Annotated in this window: 20 protein-coding genes; 6 read left to right on the plus strand and 14 right to left on the minus strand. The window is 67.0% G+C overall.

Annotated features, from left to right (window positions below; genetic code table 11):
- Positions 1–205 precede the first annotated feature (205 nt).
- Genes QP552_RS17685 through QP552_RS17705 form a run of 5 tightly spaced genes read right to left on the minus strand, consistent with a single transcriptional unit; the run spans position 206 to position 5,853 of the window.
- On the minus strand, positions 206–1,273 hold the full coding sequence (locus QP552_RS17685; protein WP_286074195.1) for a heparan-alpha-glucosaminide N-acetyltransferase domain-containing protein: 1,068 nt from the start codon (positions 1,271–1,273) through the stop codon (positions 206–208).
- Complete coding sequence (nagA, locus tag QP552_RS17690) at positions 1,273–2,421, minus strand: N-acetylglucosamine-6-phosphate deacetylase (RefSeq protein ID WP_286074196.1); 1,149 nt, start codon at positions 2,419–2,421, stop codon at positions 1,273–1,275. Before nagA ends, QP552_RS17685 begins: the two co-directional genes overlap by 1 nt.
- Entirely contained in the window at positions 2,421–3,449 is a 1,029-nt protein-coding gene (locus tag QP552_RS17695) for an SIS domain-containing protein (protein ID WP_099551112.1), read from the minus strand. Before QP552_RS17695 ends, nagA begins: the two co-directional genes overlap by 1 nt.
- 7 nt (positions 3,450–3,456) lie before the next feature.
- Entirely contained in the window at positions 3,457–4,524 is a 1,068-nt protein-coding gene (locus tag QP552_RS17700) for a LacI family DNA-binding transcriptional regulator (RefSeq protein ID WP_006391719.1), read from the minus strand.
- Positions 4,525–4,563: 39 nt separating this feature from the next.
- Entirely contained in the window at positions 4,564–5,853 is a 1,290-nt protein-coding gene (locus tag QP552_RS17705) for a sugar MFS transporter (RefSeq protein ID WP_164137964.1), read from the minus strand.
- Between the two features lie 377 nt (positions 5,854–6,230).
- On the opposite strand from QP552_RS17705, the gene QP552_RS17710 reads away from it, so the two are divergent.
- The 3 genes from QP552_RS17710 (at position 6,231) to QP552_RS17720 (ending at position 12,571) form a co-directional block, all read left to right on the plus strand.
- The gene (locus QP552_RS17710; RefSeq protein WP_106550163.1) at positions 6,231–7,250 is read left to right on the plus strand and encodes a glucokinase family protein; all 1,020 of its coding nucleotides are present in this window, start codon (positions 6,231–6,233) and stop codon (positions 7,248–7,250) included.
- A gap of 143 nt (positions 7,251–7,393) precedes the next feature.
- A complete protein-coding gene (locus tag QP552_RS17715) occupies positions 7,394–10,102 on the plus strand; it encodes a TonB-dependent receptor (RefSeq protein ID WP_010480947.1) in 2,709 nt (902 codons plus the stop codon).
- A gap of 111 nt (positions 10,103–10,213) precedes the next feature.
- Entirely contained in the window at positions 10,214–12,571 is a 2,358-nt protein-coding gene (locus QP552_RS17720; protein ID WP_286074197.1) for a family 20 glycosylhydrolase, read from the plus strand.
- A 135-nt stretch (positions 12,572–12,706) separates the two neighbouring features.
- Here the strand turns inward: QP552_RS17720 and QP552_RS17725 are convergent, their stop codons facing one another.
- Positions 12,707–13,099 (minus strand): VanZ family protein, encoded by a 393-nt coding sequence (locus QP552_RS17725; protein WP_286074198.1) that lies wholly within the window; start codon positions 13,097–13,099, stop codon positions 12,707–12,709.
- Positions 13,096–14,280: an SAM-dependent methyltransferase gene (locus tag QP552_RS17730; RefSeq protein WP_286074199.1), complete on the minus strand. Its 1,185-nt coding sequence runs from the start codon at positions 14,278–14,280 to the stop codon at positions 13,096–13,098. The genes QP552_RS17725 and QP552_RS17730 overlap by 4 nt, the downstream gene beginning before the upstream one ends.
- Before the next feature lie 59 nt (positions 14,281–14,339).
- Here QP552_RS17730 and QP552_RS17735 point away from each other — a divergent pair, with 59 nt between their 5' ends.
- Entirely contained in the window at positions 14,340–15,077 is a 738-nt protein-coding gene (locus tag QP552_RS17735; RefSeq protein WP_008265570.1) for a pteridine reductase, read from the plus strand.
- A gap of 60 nt (positions 15,078–15,137) precedes the next feature.
- On the opposite strand, the gene folK is transcribed toward QP552_RS17735, so the two are convergent.
- The gene (gene folK, locus QP552_RS17740; protein ID WP_106550167.1) at positions 15,138–15,623 is read right to left on the minus strand and encodes a 2-amino-4-hydroxy-6-hydroxymethyldihydropteridine diphosphokinase; all 486 of its coding nucleotides are present in this window, start codon (positions 15,621–15,623) and stop codon (positions 15,138–15,140) included.
- A 91-nt stretch (positions 15,624–15,714) separates the two neighbouring features.
- On the opposite strand from folK, the gene QP552_RS17745 reads away from it, so the two are divergent.
- A complete protein-coding gene (locus QP552_RS17745; RefSeq protein ID WP_106550168.1) occupies positions 15,715–16,464 on the plus strand; it encodes a 20S proteasome subunit A/B in 750 nt (249 codons plus the stop codon).
- A gap of 71 nt (positions 16,465–16,535) precedes the next feature.
- Here the strand turns inward: QP552_RS17745 and QP552_RS17750 are convergent, their stop codons facing one another.
- From QP552_RS17750 to QP552_RS17765, 4 genes are all read right to left on the minus strand, one after another.
- Positions 16,536–18,047: a hybrid sensor histidine kinase/response regulator gene (locus QP552_RS17750; protein ID WP_106550169.1), complete on the minus strand. Its 1,512-nt coding sequence runs from the start codon at positions 18,045–18,047 to the stop codon at positions 16,536–16,538.
- Positions 18,048–18,051: 4 nt separating this feature from the next.
- Positions 18,052–18,492 (minus strand): response regulator, encoded by a 441-nt coding sequence (locus QP552_RS17755; RefSeq protein ID WP_005411057.1) that lies wholly within the window; start codon positions 18,490–18,492, stop codon positions 18,052–18,054.
- The gene (locus QP552_RS17760; protein ID WP_111112854.1) at positions 18,489–20,306 is read right to left on the minus strand and encodes an ATP-binding protein; all 1,818 of its coding nucleotides are present in this window, start codon (positions 20,304–20,306) and stop codon (positions 18,489–18,491) included. Before QP552_RS17760 ends, QP552_RS17755 begins: the two co-directional genes overlap by 4 nt.
- Before the next feature lie 232 nt (positions 20,307–20,538).
- On the minus strand, positions 20,539–20,922 hold the full coding sequence (locus QP552_RS17765; protein WP_049429380.1) for a BON domain-containing protein: 384 nt from the start codon (positions 20,920–20,922) through the stop codon (positions 20,539–20,541).
- A 170-nt stretch (positions 20,923–21,092) separates the two neighbouring features.
- On the opposite strand from QP552_RS17765, the gene QP552_RS17770 reads away from it, so the two are divergent.
- Positions 21,093–22,136, plus strand: coding sequence for an oxidoreductase (locus QP552_RS17770; protein ID WP_286074200.1), 1,044 nt, complete (start codon positions 21,093–21,095; stop codon positions 22,134–22,136).
- A 199-nt stretch (positions 22,137–22,335) separates the two neighbouring features.
- Here QP552_RS17770 and gnd read toward each other — a convergent pair whose 3' ends face one another.
- The gene (gene gnd / locus QP552_RS17775) at positions 22,336–23,241 is read right to left on the minus strand and encodes a phosphogluconate dehydrogenase (NAD(+)-dependent, decarboxylating) (protein ID WP_006470430.1); all 906 of its coding nucleotides are present in this window, start codon (positions 23,239–23,241) and stop codon (positions 22,336–22,338) included.
- Between the two features lie 10 nt (positions 23,242–23,251).
- Entirely contained in the window at positions 23,252–24,490 is a 1,239-nt protein-coding gene (locus QP552_RS17780; RefSeq protein ID WP_286075945.1) for a hypothetical protein, read from the minus strand.
- Between the last annotated feature and the right edge of the window lie 16 nt (positions 24,491–24,506).

Here is a 24,506-nt window from a genome sequence, read left to right on the forward strand (position 1 = left end):
GACCGGTGGATTTATGCGCCCGTCGTGGAGTTCTGGATGTGAAACCAGGCAATCATCACGTGGGTGCTACCTGGCTGAAATTGTTCAGGATTGCCGCGGAGAGCATCCACGCATGGCGTGGATCTACGGGGTGCCGTGCGCGAATCGATCGGTGGTGCAGGATCAGTAGATCCACGCCATGCGTGGATGCCGTTCCCGGAAGGGCTCAGATCTTCAGATAGATCTTCCGCTTGTCCAGCCACCACGCAACGCCCCACCACAATGCAACGAACGCCAGCGCCTGCAACATCGACGCCAGCTCCAATGCCTGCGGCATCGCGATCGCCAACTGCTGCCAGATCCAGCCCCAGGCACCGCTGGCCATCAACACCACCGACATCACCGACGCCCCCAGGTAAGCGGTGATTGCATTGACACCGAAGCGCCGGCCCAGCGCCGGCCAGCCCTTCTGGTCGATCAGCACGTGGCCCAGCCACAGCGCCAGCGCCGCCAGACCGCCCGTCCACAGCACGTAGCTGGGCGTCCACAGCTGCTTGTTCAGCGGCAGCACGATGGCCAGCAGCAGGCCGAGCACGGCGGTCGCCACGCCCAGCCCGGCCAGCGTGGCAGCACGCCCGTTGCGCAACAGGCCACCGGCCAGCAGGCCAAGCACGGTGCTGGCCAGCGCGCCCAGTGTACTCAGCAATCCTTCCGGGTCATGGCCGAGTCCGGTATCGGCATGCCATTGATAGATCCACGGGGCGAACAGCGTGGTATCCAGACGGCTGGCCGGGTTGGTCCACGGCGCCAGGTCACCGATGCCGAGCAGCAACACGGTGTACCCCACCAGCAGCGCGATCAGAGCGCCCACCTGCGCGCGCGGTCGTGCATGCACCGCCAGCACACCGACCAGCGCCGCACACACCGCGATGCGTTGCAGCACGCCCCAGATGCGGAAGTGGTGCGTATGCAGCGCCCACCAGATCAGCAGATGCAGCAACGCACCGGCCACCAGGATGCGCAGCGCGCGCTCCAGCACGCCGCGCGCCAGCGCCGGCCGTGCAGCGGCATCCAGCGCGCGCGGTGCCACGCTGAAGGCCATCGACACGCCCACCAGGAACAGGAAGAACGGGAACACCAGATCGGTGGGCGTGCAGCCGTGCCAGTCCGAATGACGCAGCGGTGCGAACACCGCGCTCCAGTCACCCGGGTTGTTGACCAGCAGCATCGCCGCCACGGTGATGCCGCGCAGGGCATCGATCGAGCCCAGCCGGCGTGGCGGCGAACTGTTCATCAGGCGGCCTCGTACTGTCCGGCAATCCAGGTGCCGCGCACCTGCAGGGCGTCATCCAGCAGCACCAGGTCGGCCTGGTAGCCCTCGGCGATGTGGCCCATGCGGTCATCGACGTTGAGGAACTGCGCAGGATAGGTCGAGGCCATGCGCGCGGCTTCGGCCAGCGGCTGGCCCAGCAGCTGCACGGTGTTGCGCACCGCGGTGGCCATGTCCAGCGCCGAACCCGCCAGCGAACCGGCGGCATTGCGCACCACGCCGTCGATGGCGGTGATGGTTTCGCCGTACAGCACGTAGCTGGGATCATCGGCACCGACCGGCGGCATTGCATCGGTCACCAGCAGCAGGCGGCCGCGCGGCTTGGCCGCCAGTGCCACGCGCAGGCTGGCCGGATGCACGTGCACGCCATCGACGATGATGCCGATCCAGCTGTCGCGGTCTTCCAGCGCAGCGCCCACCGCACCGGGCTCGCGGCCCTGCAGCGGCGACATCGCGTTGTACAGGTGGGTGAAGCCACGCACACCGGCATCCAGACCGGCACGGATCTCTTCGTAGGTACCTGCGGTATGCCCGGCAGCGACGATCACGCCACGCTCGACCAGCGCACGGATGGTCTCCAGCGGCACGCGTTCCGGCGCCAGCGTCAGCACGGTCACACCGTTGTCCAGCGATGCCGCCAGCGCGATTTCTTCTTCGTCCGGCACGCGGAACTTGCTGGCATCGTGCGTGCCCTTGCGCGCCGGCGCGATGTACGGGCCTTCCAGGTGGATGCCGATCACGCCCGGCACACTCTGCGTGATCGCCTCGCGCATCGCCGCGATCGCTTCGCGCATCACTGCCACGTCATCACTGATCAGGGTCGGCAGCATCGCGGTGGTGCCGAAACGGCGGTGCGCCTGCGCGATGGTGCGCAGTGCCGCTACGTCCGGCGTGTTGTTGAACAGCGCGCCGCCGCCACCATTGACCTGCACGTCGATGAAACCGGGCAGCAGCCAGCCGCCACCCAGATCCACCTGCTCATCGGCCTGGCCAAGCTGCGGCGCGGCGTCGGGCAACAGGGCGCTGATCTGCCCGTTCTCGATCACCAGCGCCAGATCATCGCGGAAGTCGTCGCCCACCAGGATGCGGGCATTGCGCAGCACGGTCGCCATTACACGGTCTCCGTCACCTTGTTCAGGTGCGGCGGCAGATCCGGGTTGAAACCACGACGCAGCGCCAGCGCGTTGATCGCGCGATAGAAACTCTGCACGGTCAGCAGCGGTGCGCACAACGGGTGCGGCGCAGCAGCCACCGGCAGGTTGCCACCGGCACCGGCCAGCCACACCTGCGCGCCACGCGAGGTGAATTCCTCCACTACCGCACGGGTGCCGGCGCCGGTCTCATCGGGCTGGGCAAAGGCCAGCACCGGGAACCCACGGTCAACCAGCGCCATCGGGCCGTGCTTCACTTCGGCCGAACTGTAGGCCTCTGCATGCAGGCTGCAGGTTTCCTTGAACTTCAGCGCCGCTTCCTGCGCCGCACCCAGGCCCAGGCCACGGCCGAGCACGAACAGGTTGGTAGCCTCGACCAGGCCCTCGGTCACCGCGCTCCAGTCGCACTGCCACGCTTCGCGCATGGCATCGGGCAGCAGGTCCAGCGCGCTGCGCAGGCTGCTGTCCTGCTTCCAGTACGCGGCCAGCTGCAGCAGCGCAGCCAGCGAGGCCAGGTAGCTCTTGGTCGCTGCAACGCTCTTCTCGGCACCGGCATGCAGCGGGATGACCGTGTCGGCCAGCTGCGCCAGCGGCGAATCCTCGACGTTCACCAGTGCGATCACGCGCGCACCGGCGGCCTTGGCCGCTTCGGCGTTGCGCAGCAGGTCCGGGCTCTTGCCCGACTGCGAGATGACGATGAACAGTGCGCCACGCAGCTGCAGTGGTGCGGCATAGACCGACCCTACCGACGGCGAGGCCGACGCGACCACCAGGCCCAGCTGGGTTTCCAGCAGGTACTTGCCGTAGGTGGCGGCATGATCCGAGCTGCCGCGTGCGCAGGTGACCACGAACGGCGGCGGCGCCGCGCGCAGGCTGGCGGCCAGGGTTTCCATGGTGGCGTGGTTGCGCGAGAACTGGCGGGCAACCACGTCGGCCGCTTCAGCGGCCTCGGCGAACATCAGGGTGGCGGTGGGGTCTGACAGCGACATGGCAGGCTCAGGCAGGATCGGAAGGAAGGGGGCGTGCGCCGGCCGGGCGCATCGGCGCGGTCGAACCGCGCACCACCAGCTGCGGCACGAAGCCCTGGTTGTGCAGCGGCGCCGGCGCGTCGTCGTAGGCGTCGCTGCGCAGCTGCGCGATCAGCAGGCGCGCGGCGTGGCGGGCGATGTCTTCGGTGGCCTGCTTGGCAGTGGTCAGCGGCGGCCACGACTGGCGCGAGAACGGGCTGTCCTCGAAACCAGCGATGGACAGGTCGTAAGGCACGTTCATGCCTGCCGACTTGGCGGCTGCCAGTACGCCGGCAGCGATTTCGTCGTTGGAACCGAAGATGGCGGTGGGCGGTTCGCGCAGCGCCAGCAGTCGGCGCGCGCCGCGGAAACCATCGTCGAAGGTGTAATCGCCCTGCACCACCAAGTGCTTGTCCACGGTCATGCCGTAGTCCTTCAGCGCGGCCTCGTAACCGGCGTAGCGTTCGCCCGAGGAGCGGTGCGAGATGCCGCCCCAGAGGAAGCCGATGCGCTGGTGGCCCAGCTGGATCAGGTGCTCGGTGATCTCGTAGGCGGCCTCGCGGTCGTCGACGAACACGCAGGCGCCGTCGGCCGGGTCTTCGGTGGCGGCAATGATGCGCACCAGCTTGATGCCGCGCGCGGTCAGCGCCTGGATCAGGTCGCGGCGCTCGGACATCGGCGCGGTCAGCACCAACCCGGCCAGGCGCGAACGCTGCACCCAGTCGGCCAGTTCATCGGCCAGCAGCGGCGAGCTGGAATCGCAGGGATGGATCTGCAGCCCGAACCCGGTCTCGCGGCAGGCGGCGAGCACGCCGTTCTGCACGCCGATGATGTGGTACGGGTTCGGGTTGTCGTAGACCAGCCCGATCACGAAGGTGGTACCGCTGCGCAGGTTGCGCGCGGACGGATCGGGTTCGTAGTCGAGCTCGGCGATGGCACGCAGCACCCGCGCACGGGTGGCCTGCATCACCGAAGGCTCGTTGTTGATCACCCGCGAGACCGTTTTCAGCGAGACCTTGGCCTTCTCCGCAACGTCCTTGATGGTCGCTCTGCGCATGGGTTTTCCCTGGGGTTGGCTGCCGTCCATCATCGCCGATCAGGCCTTGTCCTGCGGCAGGCCGGCGCGATGGCCGATCACCGAGTAGAACAGGATGTACAGGTAGCACGGCACCATCAGCAGCACGAACACCAGCTGGAAGTCGATGTGCTGCTTGAGCACGGCGAACAGCTGCGGAATGATCGCGCCGCCGGCGATGCCCATGACCAACAGGGCCGAGCCGGTTTCGGTGAAGCGGCCCAGGCCACGGATCGCCAGCGGGAAGATCGCCGGCCACATCATCGCGTTGGCAAAGCCCAGCAGGGCCACGAAGGCCACCGAGACGTAGCCGTGGGTGGCCCAGGCGCCGAGGCAGAACACCACGCCCAGCACCGCCGAAATGGTCAGGTAGCGCGACTGCGAGACCACCTTGGGAATCAGCAGCAGGCCGACCACGTAACCGACCAGCATCGCGCCCAGGGTGAGCGAGGTGAACATCTTGGTCTGGTCCAGCGGCAGGTCGAAACCGTGGCCGTAGGTACCGATGGCATCACCGGCCATCACCTCCACGCCGACGTAGACGAACAGGCACAGCACGCCCAGCCACAGGTGGGGGAACTGGAAGATGCTGCGGCGCTCGGCGGCACCGGCCGCAGCCGGGGTGGCGTTGGCTTCGGACGACTTGATTTCCGGCAGCGGCGAGAACAGCACGGCCACCGCCAGCAACACCAGCAGGCCGGCCATGGCCAGGTAGGGGGCGTGGATCTTGGCGGCGAATTCGTTCAGCAGCTGCGCCTTGGTCGCTTCATCGGCCGCGGCCACGCTGGCCGACAGGTCACCGATGCCGTGCAGCACCACGGTACCGATCAGCACCGGTGCCAGCATGCCGGCGATCTTGTTGCAGATGCCCATCAGCGCGATGCGGCGCGCCGCCGTCTCGATCGGGCCGAGGATGGAGATGTAGGGATTGATCGCGGTCTGCAGCAGGGCCAGGCCGCTGCCGATCACGAACAGGCCGCCGAGCGCGCCGGGGTACCAGCGCTGGGTGGCGAATTCGCCGAACAGCGCAGCACCACCGGCCATCACCAGCAGGCTCAGGCTCAGGCCCTTCTTCATGCCGGTGCGGCGCAGGATCCACGACGACGGCAGCGCCAGGAAGAAGTAGGACAGGTAGAACACCATCAGCACCAGGAAGGCGCCGACCTCGCTGAGTTCAAAGGCGAGCTTGACGAAGGTGATCAGCGGGCCGTTGAGCCAGGTGAAGAAGCCGATCAGGAAGAACAGCACGCCGACGATGGCGATGGAGGTGGCCACGTTCGGGCGCACGCTTGCAGCGGAGACGGCGGACATCGGGAAGGGCTCCTGCGGCGACGGCCGCAGAACGCGGCGTCGGAGAGTGGCTGGGAACAACGTTGTCACATTCTTTCGATGGACAGCCGCGGTTTGTCAACTTCCCTGCGCGGCCACGTGAACCTCGTGCTGCACTGCGCAACCCGATCGCAACGGATCGTGCTGAATGCGCCGCAGCCCTTGAGCCCCGTGCAGCAACGGTTCCCGCGTGAAACCCATGCTCACGCCATGTAAACGTTTACTGCACGCCGCATTCGTTGCGACGCAGCAACGAAAGTGTCACGAACTCGTTGACATCGTTGTCAGCGGGGTTACAGACTCCGCCCCAATCGCCGGTCCCGAACATGGGGTCGGCCCCACCTGCAGCAGGAGCCCGCGTGACCGCCAGCCACCCCGCCCCGGCCCATGTCCTGTCCCGAGTCGCGCCCTCGTTCCTGGCCGCCGACGTCGGTGGCACCCATGTGCGCGTGGCCCGGGTCCAGGCCAGCGGTGATGCCACCCATCCGGTGCAGGTGCTGGAATACCGCAAGTACCGCAACGCCGACCACGGCGGCCTCAGCGCGATCCTGTCCGACTTCCTGGGTGAAGGCCCGCGGCCCACGCATTGCGTGGTCGCAAGCGCCGGCTACGCCCGCGAGGACGGAACGGTGATCACCGCCAACCTGCCGTGGCCGCTGTCTGCGCGCCAGGTGGAAGCCGATGTCGGCCTGCAGCGGGTGTACATCGTCAACGATTTCGAGGCAGTGGCCTACGCCGCCGCACAGGTGGACGCCAGTGGCGTGCTGCACCTGTGCGGGCCGGAGACCGCTGCGCGCGGACCGACCCTGGTGGTCGGCCCCGGCACCGGCCTCGGCGCCGCACTGTGGATCCCCACCGCACACGGCCCGGTGGTGCTGCCCACGGAAGCGGGCCAGCCGACCCTGGCAGCGAGCACCGAACTGGAAATGGCCATCGTCCGCCACATGCAGCGCGACCGCGCCCATGTGTCGATCGAGCATGCGATCTCCGGCCCTGGCCTGATGAACCTGTACCGCGCGGTGTGTGCGCTGCAGGGACAGGTGCCGACGCTGGCCAGCCCCGATGCGGTTACCGCCGCGGCCATGGCCGATACCGATGCGCATGCGCGCCAGGCGCTGGATGTGTTCTGCGGCCTGCTCGGCAGCACCATCGGCGACATGGCCCTGTTCTATGGCGCCCATGGTGGCGTCTACCTGGCCGGCGGCATCCTGCCGCAGATCCGCGAATACCTGCACGCCAGCACCTTCGTCGAACGCTACCTGCAGAAGGGGCCGATGGGCGAAGCACTGGCACGCATCCCGGTGAAGGTCGTCGAACACGGCCAGCTAGGCGTGGTCGGCGCTGCCAGCTGGTACCTGCAGCAGCAGTCGGCCGCCTGACACCGCAACAGGCTTCAACGCAATCGCAGCACGCAGTACGTGGCACGCCAACGCACGGGACTTCGCCGCCGCCCCGCGCATGTCTTCGCAACCGTAACCGAACACCGCCGCCGGCATCCAATCGAGTGATGAGGAGAGACATCATGAACACCCGCAAGACCCTGCTTTCGGCCGCCATCGTCAGCTGCATCGCCTTCAGTGCGCATGCGCAGCAGGCCGCCCAGACCGCCACCGACCTGGATACCGTGCAGGTCACCGGCATCCGTGGGTCGATGGAAAAATCGCTGGACACCAAGCGTGAAGCCAATGCGCGCGTGGAAGTGGTCACCGCCGAAGACGTGGGCAAGCTGCCCGCGCACAACGTCGCCGACACCCTGCAGCGCCTGCCGGGCGTGAACATCAGCTCGTCCAGCGCCGACGAAGGCGGCTTCGACGAAGCCGACCGTGTCAGCCTGCGCGGTACCAGCCCGAGCCTGACCCAGACCCTGATCAACGGCCACACCGTCGGCACCGCCGACTGGTTCGTGCTCAGCCAGGGCAACAACGTCGGCCGCAGCGTCAGCTACTCGTTGCTGCCGTCGGAACTGGTGCGCTCGGTGGAAGTGAACAAGTCCTCGCAGGCCAAGCTGCAGGACGGCGGCACCACCGGTACCGTCAACATCCTCACCCGCAAGCCGCTGGAATTCTCCAAGCAGCTCACGGCGGAAGGCTCCATCGGCATGGTGCGTTCGGACCAGGCCAAGTCCAACGACCCGCAGCTGTCGGCACTGTTCAACTACAAGAACGACGAAGGCAACTTCGGCGTGATGGTGCAGGCCTTCAGCCAGAAGCGCGAGCTGCGCCGCGAAGCGCAGGAAATCCCGGGCGGCTTCTTCCAGATCGATCCGAATGGCACCGTGGCCAAGTCCAACCCGGACCTGGCCGGCGTGTACGCACCGGGCCTGCTCGGCTCGACCCTGTTCGAACAGACCCGCGAGCGCAAGGGCGGCCTGGTGTCGCTGCAGTTCAAGCCGATGGACAACCTGACCCTGGGCCTGGAAGGCTTCAGCTCGGAACTGAAGGCGAACAACTACAACCGCAACTTCATGCTGTGGGGCGGCCGCATCCTCAACGACCGTACCGTTGAAGATGCCAATGGCAACAAGATCCTGATTCCGGGCCAGGCCCCGAATCCGGGTTACGTCGTCAAGGATGGCGTGCTGTCCAACGCCACCTTCGCCGGCCAGGCCGACCGTGACTACGCGGTGTACGACATGATCTACCGCGAGTCGAAGGCCAAGACCAACTACATCACCTTCGATGCCGACTGGCAGATCAGCGACAACCTGGGCATGAAGTTCCAGGCTGGCAGCACCAAGGGCACCGGCGAAACGCCGCGCCAGTACATCGCCGAAGTCAACCTGGCCCGTGGTGGCGGCGCCACCTGGGCAACCCACGGCAACGGCTCGCCGATCGACTGGAACGTCGGTGGCAACATCGGCCCGAGCGGCGTGACCGACTTCGGCACCTGGGGCAACCAGCAGGTCACCGCGATCGACAAGGAAAAGTGGGCCACGCTCGATTTCAACCAGTACTTCGCCGACGCTGGCGTACTGAACTCGATCGATTTCGGCGCCCGCTTCGGCGACCACAAGCGCGAGGCCAAGTCGCCGGAAGGCGCAACCCCGGGCGCGATCTGGAATGCGCTGAAGAACGGCGCTACCGCCAACTTCCCCGGCGGCTTTGCCAACGGCATCGGTGGCAGCTTCCCGCGTGACCTGTGGTACTTCACCCCGGGTGCGCTGAAGGAAGCGGTGACCAACAACTCCACCTGGCTGTCCGGCAATGACGGCCCGACCGGCCGCCACAACTACGGCGCCGAGTGGAAGGTGTCCGAGAAGAACTTCGCCGCGTACGTACAGGGCAACTTCAGCGGCGACCGCTGGAGCGGCAACGTCGGCCTGCGCTACGTCAACATCAAGCAGGATATCGATACCTACGCCGCCGCCACCGGCTCGACCGTGCCGGACGTGAGCAGCCTGTTCGGCGCGTGGACCCGCGAAGCTTTCGAGAACAAGCACAACCGCGTGCTGCCGAGCGCCAACTTCAAGTACGACCTGCGCGACGACCTGGTGCTGCGCGTGGCCGCCTCGCAGACCCAGACCCTGCCGGACTTCTCGGCACTGGGTGCCTCGTCCTACGGTTCGGACCTGAACCGGACCGGCGGTGGCGGCAATCCGAAGCTGAAGCCGGTGGTGTCGACCAACTTCGATGCCAACCTGGAGTGGTACTTCATGCCGCGCGGCATGTTGTCGATCGGTGCCTACTCGATGCGCCTGAAGGACTACGTGGCCTTCAGCACCGAGAAGGAGATGCTGTTCAGCGAGCTGACCAACCGTCTCGAGGAATACAACATCTCCCGCCCGCGCAATGCCGACGGCAAGGTCCGCGGTATCGAAGTGGCCTATGAGCAGCCGATCGGCGAGTACTTCGGTGTCAATGCCAACTACACCTACGCCGATGGCAGCACCGACCACACCTGGGCCGACGGCAGCGACAACCTGCTGGGCACTTCGAAGAACACCTACAACGTCGGTGCCTACTTCGAGAACGATACCTTCGGTGCACGCGTCAGCTACACCCGCCGTTCGTCGTTCCTGATCGGCCTGTCCGGCGCCAACCCGTACTACCAGGATGACTTCGGCACCCTGTCGGCGTCGCTGAGCTACAAGGCCACCGACTGGCTGAGCATCAGCTTCGATGCGCTCAACCTCAACAACCCGACCTACAAGTACTACCAGACCGCGGCCATCCCGACCTCGTTCTACAGCAACGGTCGCCAGTACTACCTCAACTTCCGCTTCAAGTACTGATCCAGCGGCGGCAACATCGCCGAGTCGTGCACGCACGCCGGGCCTGGGTCATTCCGGGCCCGGCGTTTTTCATGTATAGCGTTCATCGCACCGTTCCAAGGAGTCGTACCGATGGTCAAGCCTTCCCGCGCCCGGATGCGCAGCGCAGCGCTGCTGGGCAGCCTGCTCGTCCTGTTGCCAGCACTGCCGGCACTCGCCGCCAATCCCACGCCTGCCGCTGAAGCACCCGGCCCGCTGCTGCGCGCCGGCAGCCTGATGCTGATTCCGGCCCCGGCCACCGTGCAGCGCGGCCAGGGCAGCGGCATCACCGTCCGCGCCGACACCGTGCTGCTGGCCGAAGGCGAAGCCGCGCAGCGCGTCGCCAACCAGTTCGCCGACCTGCTGGCCCGCAGCGGCGGCCCGCGCCTTGCACCAGCCAAGGGCAAGGCGGCAGGCACGTCGGGCAGCATCCGCTTCCAGATCGTGCCCACCTTCCGCGACAGCGGCGAAAGCTACACGCTGGAAAGCAGCGCGCAGGGCGTGCTGATCCAGGCCGGCAACGAAACCGGCCTGTTCTACGGCGCGACCACCCTCGCCCAGCTCGCCACCGGCGGCAGCAACGGCGTGCTGCCGGCAGTGCAGATCCAGGACGCGCCGCGCTTCAGCTGGCGCGGTTTCATGCTCGATTCCGCCCGTCACTTCCAGAGCCTTGACGAGATCAAGCGCGTGCTCGACGCGATGGCCGCGCACAAGCTCAACACCTTCCACTGGCACCTGACCGACGACCAGGGCTGGCGCATGGAGATCAAGCGCTACCCGAAGCTGACCGAAGTGGGCAGCTGCCGCCTGCCGGCCGGTGACGGCGGCATCGACCCGGTCAGCGGCCAGGAGCATCCGTACTGCGGCTTCTACACCCAGGACCAGATCCGCGAAGTGATCGCCTATGCCGCGAAGCTGCACATCCAGGTGATTCCGGAAATCGATGTGCCGGGCCACGCGACTGCTGCGATCGCTGCGTATCCGGAGCTGGGCACCATCGATACGCCGTTGAAGCCGATCAGCGAATGGGGCGTGTTCCCCAACCTGTTCAACACCGAAGACAGCACCGTCACCTTCCTGGAGAACGTGCTGGAAGAAGTGATCGACCTGTTCCCGGCCAAGTACGTGCACGTCGGTGGCGACGAGGCGGTGAAGGACCAGTGGGAAGCGTCGAAGCAGGTGCAGCAGCGCATGCGTGCGCTCGGCATCAAGAACGAGATGGCCATGCAGAGCCACATCATCAAGCGCCTGGAAACGTTCCTGGAGGAGCACGACCGGCGCCTGATCGGCTGGGATGAAATCCTCGAAGGCGGCCTGCCGCCGCAGGCCACGGTGATGTCGTGGCAGGGCACCGAAGGCGGCCTGGCTGCGGCCAGCGCCGGCCATGACGTGATCATGTCGCCGGTCGGCTACCTGTACCTGGATTACCTGCAGACCGCCTCGCCGAACGAGCCGCCGGGCCGCCCGACCCAGGTCAACCTCGGCAAGCTGTACAACTTCGAACCTGTGCCGGCCGAACTGGCCGCCGACAAGCGTGCGCACATCCTCGGCCTGCAGGCCAACATGTTCACCGAGCACACGCGCAGCTACGCACGCCTGCAGCACAACCTGTTCCCACGCCTGGCCGCCGTGGCCGAGACCGGCTGGAGCACGCCGGAACATCGCGACTTCCGCGATTTCCTCGCGCGCCTGCCCTCCCAGCTGCAGCGCTACCGTGCCTGGGGCTTGGCCTATGCACAGACGCCGTTTGAAGTGGGCGTGGACTACACAGACAACCGCGCGGCCGACACGGTGACGGTGTCGCTGGCCAATCCGCTGGGTTACGAAGTGCGCTACAGCACCGACGGCCACCCGGTGAGCGCGCAGTCGCCGCTGTACCAGCAGCCGCTGACCGCGACGCTGCCCGCCAACGTGCAGGCGGCGGCGTTCTACCAGGGGCAGATGCTGGCAGCGAAGCCGACGGTAGCGGCATTCACCGCGCAGTCGCTGCTCAGCCGCCGCAGCGATGAGCTGCTCAGCTGCGTGGGCACGAAGGGGCTTGTACTGCGCCTGGAAGACGATGGCCCTCGCGAAGGCAACCGTGCGGTGTTCAACGTGGACATCTTCCAGCCATGCTGGCGCTGGCCGCAGGCGCAGCTGGACGGCATCGGCAGCGTGGAAGTACGTGCGGGGCGTATTCCGTACTACTTCCAGCTGGCCCACGACGAGCCCAAGCGTCGCTTCGAGAAAGCAAAGCGCGCGCATGGCGAGATGCTGGTGCGTCGTGGCGACTGCAGCGGCAAGGTGCTGGCGGAAGTGCCGTTGCCGGCCAAGCCGGATGCCGATGGTTTCGTAACGCTGAAGGCCACGCTGCCGAAGGGCACGCAAGGCACCGGTGACCTGTGCATCAACTTCACCGGCGACACGCGTCCGGCGATGTGGGTGCTGGATGAGGTGACGCTGGGGAAGTGACGGCAGGTCTGTCCTGGTGGGTGCCGACCTTGGTCGGCACCTCGGGCAGTTCATCCACGCATGGCGTGGATCTACTGATTCCATCCACGCATGGCGTGGATCTACCGGTGGGTGCCAACCTTGGTTGGCACGCCGTTACCCGCGCCAGCGCAGCAGCAGGTCGCGCAGCGGGGTCAGGGCCGTGGCCATGCCGGCCAGCACGCCGATTGTGTTGGCCATCGCATCCATCGGGTCGGCGGTGCGGTTGCTGGTCAGCGCGCCCTGCGCGAATTCGATGCCAATGCCCATCAACACCAGTCCCACGCCCACCCACAGCAGCGGACGCCCGCGGCGGAACAACTGCACCGCGCTGCCGGCCAGGATGAAGTAGGCGAGGAAGTGCTCGCCCTTGTCGCTGTTCTCCGGCAACGCAATCGGCGGCGGCGGGATCAGGCAGACCACGACCACCAGCAGCACCGCCAGCACCCACAGCACGGTCCACAGCCGCGGCCGCCTCAGCGGCTTGATCACGGGCAACGCACCACTCACAGGCGCCAGCTCAGGTCACCCAGCTCGAAGGCCGGCTCGAAGTCGACCCCACGCTGCAGCCCGATGGCCTGGAAGCGCTCGCCCATTTCAGTCGGCAGGGTCAGCTTCTTCACCTGGTCGCGCAGCTGGATACGCCCCACTTCATCGGTGCGTTCCTCGGCCAGCAGCAGCACCTGGTCCAGGCCATTGCCGAGCAGGAAACTGGCCTGGCTGCAGTAACCGGCCAGCTCGAAACCACCGTGCATGCCCGCCTCGGCCATCGCGGTGAAATCCACCGATGCGGTGATGTCCTGCAGGCCCGGCCAGCGATGCACGTCGTTGTGCATGTGGTGGCGGTAGAAGGCACGCACGGTGCCGTCGTCACGATCGTGCTGGTAGAACTCGCCGCGGTTGTAGCCGTAGTCGACGAACAGCATCGCACCACGCTGCAGGCCACCGGCCACCGCCTGCAGCCAGTACGGCAGCTGCGGCAGCACTTCGGAACGGTAGCCCTCGGCGAAAGGCTTCTCCAGATAGCGCTCGATGTGGCGCACCGCGCCATTGAGCAGGATGTCGGCCGGCTGCGCGCCGCGGATGAAATTGCCTTCGCCATCAAGCTCGACGGTTTCCTCGTAGACCTCGCCATCGCGGATCAGGAAGCGTGGAGTCGGCAGCGCGTCGATCACCTCGTTGGCGAACACCACGCCTTCCCAGTCCTCTTCGAACGGGCGGTCGACCCAGTCCACGCGCGCGGCCAGCTCGGCCGGCAGGTTCTGCTGCAGGCGCTGCTGCTGGCGCTCGCGCAGGTCGGCGCTGGGTTCGAGGATGGCATAGCGCGACGGCAGCGCGTCCAGTTCGGCCAGGCGCAGCAGCACGGCCTCGGCGAAGGCACCGGTGCCGCCGCCCAGTTCCAGCATCCGCGCCTGCGCACCCAGCTGGGCGAACACCGGTGCCAGCGCATTGGCCACGCTGCCGGCGAACAGGCTGCCGAGCTCGGGCGCGGTGGTGAAGTCGCCACTGCCACCGAACTTGCTGGCGCCGGCGCTGTAATAACCCCAGCCAGGGGTATACAGGCACAGCTCCATGAAGCGCGAGAAGGGCATCGCCCCGCCCTGCGCAAGGATCTCGGCGCGCAGGGCGGCGGCCAGCTGGTCGCTGTGGGCCAGGGCATCGGCTTCGGGCAGGGGGAAGGTGGGCTGCATGGCGTCTTCGAATGCGGTGACAATGGTGCACAGGATAGCCGAGCCTTGGAGGACCCTCGATGAGCGATACCCACCCCGTGGTCCTGATCACCGGCAGCGCGCGCCGGATCGGTGCGGCCATTGCCCGCCAGTTCCACGCCTGTGGCTGGTCGGTGGTGCTGCATGCCAACACCTCCAGCGCCGAGCTGCAGCAGGCCGCGTTCGATTTCGACAACGTGCGCCCGGGCAGCGTGCTGGCGCTGCAGGCCGACCTGCGTGACGCCGACGCCCTGCCCGACCTGGTGGAACAGGCCGTCACCCACTTCGGCCGCCTGGACGCGCTGGTCAACAACGCGTCCAACTTCTTCCCCACCCCGCTCGGCCAGGTCACCGCCGAGGCGATGGACGAGCTGTATGCCGTCAATGCGCGCGCGCCATTGCTGCTGTCACAGGCGGCGGCGCCCTACCTGCGCCGCCAGCAGGGCTGCATCGTCAACCTGACAGACCTGCACGGCACCGACCCGATGCGCGACCATATCGCCTACACCATGGCCAAGGCCGCGCTGGAAATGGCCACCCGTTCGCTGGCGCTGGAACTGGCGCCGAAGGTGCGGGTCAATGCGGTGGCGCCCGGCGCGATCCTGTGGCCGGAACAGGGCAAGGACGATTTCGCCCGCGAGGCGCTGCTGGCGCGCACGCCTTTGGCGCGGATCGGTACGGTCGAGGAGATTGCCGAAGCGGTTTACTGGCTGGTGGCCGAAGCCAGCTTCGTCACCGGCCACACATTGCGCGTGGATGGCGGGCGCACGGTCAGCTGAAATGCTGCCGGCCAGCGGCCGGCACTACCGGTAGTGCCGGCCGCTGGCCGGCAACCTCCATCATTCCAGGTCCACGACCTCGAACGCCTCGCCAAACTGCGTGTGCGCGCGCCACAGCGTGGCCAGGTCCTGCCCGCTAACCGGGTCGATGAAGCCCGGTGCGATGTCCGCCAGCGGCTTCAGCACGAAGGCATGCTTCAGTTCCGGGCGCGGGATGCGCAGGTGGCCGGGGCCTTCCACCACAAGGTCACCGTAGAACACCACGTCGATGTCCAGGGTCCGGTCGGAAAAGCGCGGCCCGCTGCGGTCGCGGCCGTGCGCGTCTTCCAGCGCATGCAGCCAGTCGTCCAGTTCCTGCAGCGGCAGGTCGGTGTCGATCGCCACGGCGTTGTTGAGGAAGGCCGGGCCGTCGAAGCCGACCGCGGCGGTACGATAGGCGGGCGACACCTGCAGTGCGCCAAAGCGCTCGCGCAGGGCCGTCACCGCGGCGTGGAGGTAGCGGCGGGGCTGGACGTTGCTGCCCAGGCTCAGGAGCACGGTGGTCATGCGGTTCAGGTGACGGCACTTGGGGGGCGTGGACATGCCGTCGTCACGGCGGCCTGCCTACAATCCGGGACGCACATGATAGGGCACCGACATGACCTATTGCGTTGGAATCGAGGTGGACCAGGGCCTGGTCTTCGCTGCCGACACCCGGACCAATGCCTCGCTGGACGATGTGCGCGTGCACCGCAAGCTGCACGTGTTCGAGTACCCCGGCCAGGCAGCCTACGTGCTGATGGCGGCTGGCAACCTGGCCACCACCCAGCTGCTGGTGTCGCGCCTGGGGCGCGACGCCGACGAGCGACGCACGCCCAACCTGCGCGACATGACCCACCTGTTCGAGGCTGCCGAGTATGTCGGCCAGCTGCTGGTGGACAGCCAGGTGCACAGCAGCCACAGCGAGCACGGCCATGACGGGGTCAACACCCAGGCCACGCTGATCTTCGGTGGCCAGATCGCCGGCGAGCGGCCGGGCCTGTACATGGTCTATCCGCTCGGCAATGCCATCGCTGCTTCGCCGGAGACGCCCTATCTGCAGATCGGTGAGTCCAAGTACGGCAAGCCCATCCTCGACCGCATCCTCAGCCCGGCCACACGCCTGGAGGACGCGGCGCGCACGGCAATCGTGTCGCTGGATTCGACCATTCGCTCCAATCTGTCGGTAGGCCTGCCGATCGACCTGGCGCTGCTGCGCGATGGTGAACTGCGCATCGGCCAGCAGCTGCGGCTGGGGGCGGATTCGGCGCTGTATGCCGATATCCACCAGAACTGGTCGCGGCGGCTGGAACAGGCGGTGGACAGCCTGCCGCGGTTCCCGTGGGAAACCGTGGATCGACCGACCTGACCTGCCGCCGGGCACGGCCCGGCGCTACCGAAGGCGGTGGGTAGTGCCGGGCCATGCCCGGCGACGCGGACTCAGCCCAGCGCTTCGGCCACCGCGCGGAACACCTGCTGCATCTGCAGCGGCTTGTGCAGCACATGCACCTCCACGCCATCCGGGAATGCATCGGCCGCGACCGGCACTGCAGGATCCTCCAGTACCAGAGCCGGGCCGCGATAGCCCAGCGTGGCCATCTCGCCCAGCAGCTGGCTGGCCGGCAGCAGCTTGGAGCCGGCATCGGCGATCACCAGCGCAGGCATCGCCTCCTGCTGCATCCAGCGCAGCGCGGCCGGGCCGTCGGACGCCAGCTGCAGCTGGTAGCCCTGGCTGGACAGCGCATTGCCCAACAGCGAAAGACGGGTGGCCTCGCCATCGACCACCAGGATCGACTGGCCACTGCCCAGTGCCACCAGCTGCTCGATGGGCTCGCTGCCGTCGACGGCTTCGTGCATCGGCAGGCGCAGTTCGAAGCAGGTGCCCTGCCCCGGCTGGCTGCTGACATGAATGCTGCCGCCGGCACCTTCGACGATGCGCTTGCAGGAAATCAGCCCCAGCCCGGTGCCGTCGGCCTTGGTGGTGAAGAACGGATTGAACAGGTGCGACAGCGTGTCCGCATCCATGCCGATGCCTTCGTCGGCCACGCGGATATGCATCCAGTCCACGCCATCGCGCTGGCCTGCATGGCTGGCGGTCAGGCTCAGGCGGCCGCCATTGGGCATCGCCTGGATCGCATTGAGCGCCAGGTTCAGCATCACCTGCTGGAGTTCGGTGTAATTGGCATCGACCACCAGGCCTTCGTCCTGCACCTGCAGTTCCAGGCGCACGGCGTCGGGCACGTTGCTGCGCAACAGCAGTGCCACCGCATCGAACAGGCCATCGATCTCGATGCGCTCGCTCGGCTTGCGCGAGCCGCGCACGAACGACAGCATCGATTCGGCCATCTCATGACCACGGCGACCGCACTCGGCGATGACATCGGCCAGGTGGTGCAGCTGCGGATCGTCGGTACGCGCCTTCAGCAGGTCCGGCATGATCAGCAACGGCTGCAGAATGTTGCGCAGGTCGTGGCTGAGGCCAGCCGCGAGCAGCGACAGGCTTTCCAGGCGCTGTGCACGCATCAGCTCGGTTTCCACCCGTGCACGCTCGATCGCGCTGCGTGCATCGCGGATCGCACGCGCCACTGCCGACGGCAGGCGCGCCGGCAGATGCTTGATGATGTAGTCATTGGCCCCCTTCTGCAGCGCCGCCACCGCGTTCTCCTCACCCATGGTGCCGGAGACGAAGATGAAGGGCACTTCCGGCGAGGTCTCACGCACGATGCGCAGCGCATCGTCACCGGAGAACCCCGGCATGCTCAGGTCGGACAGCACGATATCCGGCTGGAACGCGGCCAGTGCCTGGCGCAGTTCCGCCTCGCTCTCGACACGCTCGAAGCGGGCCTCCAGGCCCGCATCGAGCATCTGTTCGGACATCAGCTCGGCATCTTCCGGTGAGTCCTCCACCAGCAGGATGCGCAGCGCCCCCAGGGCGGGACCGGTCAGGGGCATGGGCTCACTCGAGTTCCGGTGCCTGGTTGATCAACGCCCAGAACTTGCCCAGGGTCTGCACCGCGCCGAAGAACTGGTCCACGTCCACCGGCTTGACCACGTAGGCGTTCACGCCCATGTCCCAGCTCCGGGCCAGATCGCTTTCCTCGCGTGAGGACGACAGGATCACCACCGGCAGGCGCTTGAGCTCTTCGTGCTCGCGGATCTGCCGCAGCACTTCCAGGCCATCCATGCGCGGCATCTTGATGTCCAGCAGCAGCACCGCCGGCAGGCCTTCCTCACGGTTGGCGAAGGCGCCGCGGCGCAGCAGGTAGTCCATCACTTCCACGCCATCCTCGACGTGCACGATGGGGTTGGCCAGACGCGCCTCTTCCAGGGCATCGATCGCCATCTCGGCATCGGCCGGGCTGTCTTCGGCAAGAAGAATGGTGCGCAGAGTCGTCATGCAGAGGGACCTTGTTTGTCCGCGTCGATCGCGGGAGGCAGGTAGAAGTGGAAGGTGGCGCCGACGTCCGGTTCGGCCTCGGCCCAGATACGGCCGCCATGGCGGGTCAGCACGCGGCGCACGCTGGCCAGGCCGATACCGGTGCCCGGGTAGTCGCTGGCCTTGTGCAGGCGCTGGAACACGCCGAACAGTTTCCCGGCGTAGGCCATGTCAAAGCCTGCGCCATTGTCGCTGACCGTGAACTGATGACCGCCATCGGGCTGCGCCTGGTAGTCCACGCGGATCTTCGCCGGCTCGCGGTTGCCCGAGTACTTCACGGCGTTGCCGAGCAGGTTCAGCCAGAGTTGGCGGATCATGTTCTCGTCGGCCACCACGATCGGCAACGGCGCGATGCTCCACTCCACCTGGTGCGCATGGCCGCTGCTCTCGGCTTCGGCCTGCAGGTTGGAATCGAGCATGGCGCGGGTATCGGCCACCAGCGACTGCATGTCCACTGCCTGCTGGCGCATCGCCACGCGGCCCAGCCGCGAGTAGACCAGCAGGTCGTCGATCAGGGCCGCCATGCGCCGCGCTGAACTGGAGATCACCTCCAGGTAATGACGGCTCTTGTCGTCGGCGCCGTCACCGAGGTGACGCGACAGCTTGTCGGAGAAACCAGCAACGTGGCGCAACGGTGCGCGCAGATCGTGCGAAACCGAGTAGCTGAAGGCTTCCAGCTCGCGGTTGACTTCGGATACCTGGGCAACCTTGCCCTCCAACTGGCGGTTCAGCTCTTCCACGCGCATCTGCACGGCGCGCTGCACCGTGACATCGCTGATGGTAAGAAGCACGACTTCGTCATCGGTATCCGGCAACGGCATGCGCCGCGCATTGAGCAGCATGTAACGCGCCATGCCATCGGCGGTGCGCTGTTCGTGCTCGAAATCCCACAGCTCGCGGCCGCGCAGCAGCACGTCGGACAGGCGCTGGCGCACCACGTTGTCCTTCCAGGCGCCGTCGCCGACCGTTTCCAGCAGCAGGCCATCGGCACGTTCGTCCTGCAGCCCGTACAGCTCGGCGAAGGCCGGATTGTGCAACTGCACGCGCAGATCGCGGTCGAGCAGCACGATGGGCTCGCGCACGGTCTGCAGCACCGAGGCCGCACGTGCGGCGGAGCGCAGCGATTGCCGCTCGGCATGCAGGCGGCGGCCGATCTGTCGCTGCAGCAGCCACAGCACGAGGCCAAGCAGTGCCAGCTGCACCACCAGCGAACTCCACGACACCAGCTCGGTCTGCCTGCGCTGGCGCGCGGCCTGCTCGGCACGCAATGTCAGCAGTTTCTGCTCGCTGGCCTGCAGTTCTTCAACCAGTCCACGGATCGGGTAGCGCGTGCTGAGGTCCTGGACCAGCTCGCGCTGATCGCTGTTGGGCTCGGATTTCGCGAGCTCACGGGCAAGTGCCATGCGCCCTTCCAGCATCGATTCGATGCGGCCGATCCGGATCAGCTGGTCGGGATTGTCGCGGGTCATCCGGCCCAGCTCGGCCAGGCGCCCGGGGATGTCGTTGGCCTTGGCCATGCGCTCGCGCAGGCCCGGTGCGTCCACTCCCTTTGACAGGGTCAGCGCCGCCGATTCGACATCACGCACATCGGCCTGCAGCTGTTGCAGGGCCACACCGACGGCCTGGGTATGGTTGACCCAGGCCATCGCCTGTTCGTTGTCCTGCTGCAGTTTGCGCAGGGTCAACCACGGCACCACGATGATCGCGGCGGCCGCCAGCGCCAGGGCCGGCAACCGCCAGCGGTCCCAGATGTCGTCACTGAAAACCAGCGCCATAGTTCCTCTTCAGCACGGCCGCGGAGCATTGGCCGGGAGCTGCCCGGCTGCGGCGGAACCGGCAATATAGCGCAGGCGGTCACACTGGCGGGCGTTCCGGCCCGGTTGGCTGAACGGGTTGGCAATCACACCTGTAGAGCCGAGCCCACGCTCAGCTGGAACCCAAAGGCAGCCGAGCATGGGCTTCGGCTCTACATAGCAGCGGACGCCCCGCTTGGGGCGCCCACCGGGGTCAGCGCTTGGCAGCAGCGCTGACCTTCAATGCGGCGGCATCGACGCGGGTCACGCCCTTGATGCCCTTGGCGGTGGTGACCGCCTTGTCCTTCTCGGCCTGGGTGGCCACGGCACCGCTCAGGCTGACCACGCCGTTCACGGTTTCCACCTTGATCTCGGTACCCGGAACGTTGCTGCTGGCGAGCAGGTCGGCCTTCACCTTGGTGGTGATCCAGGTATCGGTCACCGGCTCGTTGGAATCGTGGCGATCAGCATGGGTCGCCGGATGCGCGCTGGTCGGCGGGCTCTTTGCGGCCGGATCCTTGGCGAATGCGGCCGAGGAGGACAGCGCCAGGCCCAGCGTCAGGGCGGAGGCAATCAGCGTGCGGGTCGTATTGCTCATCGTGTCGTACTCCTTCGGAATGTGCTGCCAGTCTGGACAAACCGACGTAGAGCAGGCGTGGCGTTGCGGTCATGCCGCCGTGAATCGGGGCATCTGCAACGACAACCGTTCAGCTTTGGCGCGTGACCCCGCGTCGTTTACCCTGCCCTTCCCACTGCCGGAGCTCTGTCATGCGCCCCGACCTGCAACTGGCCCTGATCGGCTACGGCCTCGCCGGCCGTGTCTTCCACGCACCACTGATCCAGCACACACCCGGCCTGGCGCTGCACAGCATCGTCAGTTCGCAGCGCGACACGTTGCTGCGCGCGTTCAGCGACGTGCACGTGCGTGCCACGCCGCAGGAGGTGTTCGACGATCCGGCCGTGGATGCCGTAGTGATCGCCACGCCGAATGAACAGCATGCGCCGCTGGCGATCGCAGCACTGGCTGCGGGCAAGCATGTGCTGGTCGACAAGCCGTTCGCGCTGGACGTGGCCGAAGCGGAAACGGTACTGGCTGCGGCACGCGATGCCGGACGCACCGCCACCGTGTTCCAGAACCGGCGCTTCGATGCCGACTTCCTCACGCTGCAGGCGCTGCTTGCGGACGGGACGCTCGGCGACATTGCCGAGTGCCATGCGCACTTCGATCGCTACCGTCCACAGGTGCGCGACCGCTGGCGCGAACAGGACGGTCCCGGCAGTGGCCTGTGGTACGACCTGGGTCCGCACCTGCTGGACCAGATGCTGCTGCTGTTCGGCTGGCCCGAAGCGATCGATGCGGATCTGGCCGTGCAGCGCGATGGCGGCAGCGGCATCGATTACTTCCACGCCGTGCTGCACTACCCACGGCATCGCGCGATCGTGCATTCCGGTTCTCTGGTGGCAGCGCCCACACCACGCTTCAGCGTGCATGGCAGCAAGGCCAGTTGGATCAAGCATGGCGTGGATGTGCAGGAAGCGCAGCTGCGCCGTGGTGTTGCACCCGGTGCGCCCGGCTGGGGCATCGACCCGCGGCATGGCGAGCTGGTGCGCTGTGATGCCGAGGACAACGTGCAGCGCAGCACCGTCGACAATCTGCCCGGTGACTACCGGCGGTTGTATGCGCAGTTCGCTGCGGCGATGCATGGCGATGGCGAGGCCACGGTCAGTCCGGTGCAGGCATTGCAGCTGATGCGGTTGCTGCAGGCGGGGATTGAGAGTTCGCGCGAGGGGCGGCGGGTGCGGTTGGGGTGATCGGCAGGGCTGCGCCCTGCACCTGCCGAGGCAACGACAACGTCAACATCAAAAGCGGGCATTCCGCGGATGGCGGGGGGGGGGGCCGCCTTCGACAGATTCCTGCGATCTGTCGAAATGACATGACCTGCTCCTGGTGGGTGTCGACCTTGGTCGACACGTAGATCCACGCCATGCGTGGATCTACGCCAATCGGTGATTACGACTTCTTGATGGCGTGCCCGCCGAACTCGTTGCGCATCGCCGACAACAGGCGGTCGGTGAACGAATTGGATTCACGCGAGCGCAGGCGTTCCAGCAGCGACAGGGTGATCACCGGCGCCGGTACATCCAGTGCGATCGCTTCGGCCACGGTCCAGCGGCCTTCGCCGGAATCCTCGACATACGGTGCGATGCCATCCAGCGAAGGATTCCGCTTGAGTGCTTCGGTGCTCAGGTCCAGCAGCCAGGAACGCACCACGCTGCCGTGGCGCCACACCTCGGCCACCTGGGCCAGGTCCAGCTCCATCTCCTGCTTGCGCTCCATCAGCGCGAAACCTTCGGCGTAGGCCTGCATCATTCCGTACTCGATGCCGTTGTGGACCATCTTGGTGAAGTGGCCGGCGCCAGACGGACCGACACGTGCCCAGCCGCGATCTTCGGCCGGTGCCAGCGTGCGCAGCAGCGGTGCGATCTGCTCCACCACCGACGCTTCGCCACCGACCATCAGGCTGTAGCCTTCCTGCAGGCCCCACACGCCACCACTGGTGCCGCAGTCCACGTAGCCCAGGTCATCCTCGGCCAGCGCCTTGGCGCGGCGGATCGAGTCCTGGTAGTTGGAGTTGCCGCCGTCGATGACGATGTCACCTTCGGCCAGGTGCGGGGTCAGCTGGCCCAGGGTCTGGTCGACGGTTTCGCCGGCCGGCACCATCAGCCACACCACGCGCGGCACCGGCAGCGCGGCAACCGCGGCGGCCAGCGAATCAACCACCTCCAGGCCGGCCTCGGCGGCGCGCTGGCGGGCGCCTTCGCCCGGGTCGTAGCCGACCACGCGGTGGCCGCCGCGATGCAGGCGCTGGGCCATGTTGGCGCCCATGCGGCCGAGGCCGATCATTGCAATATCCATTGTTTCACCTTCAGTTGGGGTCTAGGGTCAGGCTGCCTGGCCTGCCGGTAGCCGCGCAGTGGCGCAGCTGCGCCTCGCGCCAACGCCGGTAGAGCGTGGTATGCAGATTGTGCACTGCCAGGTCGATCGAAAACGGGGTTCGCGGGTTGCGGTCGAGCAGGCGGGCGATGTGGTAGCCGATGGGACGTATACCGCGCGGGTGCACATAGATCACGAACTGCTGGTAGAACGGATCGTCCAGCAGCTGGTCCATGCGTGCCAGCGTGTCGCGGTAACGCGGTGCCAGTGCCGCGCGCAGCTGCGCATCGCGCTCGAACAGCAAGCGCTCGAAATAGCGCAGGCCAACACGCGGAATGCCCTGCGCCAGCCGCCACAGCTCGGCATTGCGCTGGTCGTACCAGGCCAGGCCGCCGTGCGCGGCCAACGCCTGCGCGGCCTCCTCGCCCACCGACACCACCACGAAGTTCTCGGCCTGATTGCTCAGGTCATCCAGCGTGCCCGCGTCGTACACATGCTCGATGAAACCGGGCACGCCAACGAACGCCTGTCGCCCCATCGCCGACGTGCGCACCGCCTTGCCATCGGCGAAGAAGTCTCCTGCACCCGCACCCAGCAGGATGCTGTCGGTGTCATGCAGCGCCAGGAACGTGCCGATCGACAGTTCGGCGGGATTGAATTCCGCATCGAACGCAGCATCGCCATACAGTTCGCGCTGGGTCGCCAGCTGCGCGACCTGGCGGCCTACTCCGCATTCGGCGCGCACGCGGCCGCTGTAGAACGCCTGCAACGCGCGACTGTTGCCTGCGCTGGGCACATAGCCGCGGCCGAAACTGCGTGTGCGCTGCCAGCCTTGCGCCTGTGCGCCGTGCAGGCCGAAGCCGATCCAGCCCAGCTGCAGGCCAGAGAAACGGAATCCTGGATTGCCCTGCAGTGCAGTCGCGGCACGTTGCGTGGCCGCACCCAGCTCAAAGGCGTAGGCGCAGACCGTGGCCGGATCGTCCAGCAGTTGTTGCAGCAGGGCCTGGCGCGAGGCAGCCGACAGATCCACGGGCCAGCGCACGTGCAGGTCACCAGCTGCCTGCGCCGCCGCCAGCGAGGCACGCGTGCACACCGGGCCGCCCTGCACCTCGGGCAAGGCAACCGCCGCGTCTTCGAAGCGCCAGCCCAATCGCTGCAACAGGCCCTGCACGCAGTCGACAGGCGTGGACGCGGCGCCCAGCGCGGGCACCAGCAGCAGCGCCGCGCCCATCAGCCTGCCACGCCGC

This window comes from Stenotrophomonas sp. 59, assembly GCF_030291095.1.
Classification (GTDB): domain Bacteria; phylum Pseudomonadota; class Gammaproteobacteria; order Xanthomonadales; family Xanthomonadaceae; genus Stenotrophomonas; species Stenotrophomonas maltophilia_Q.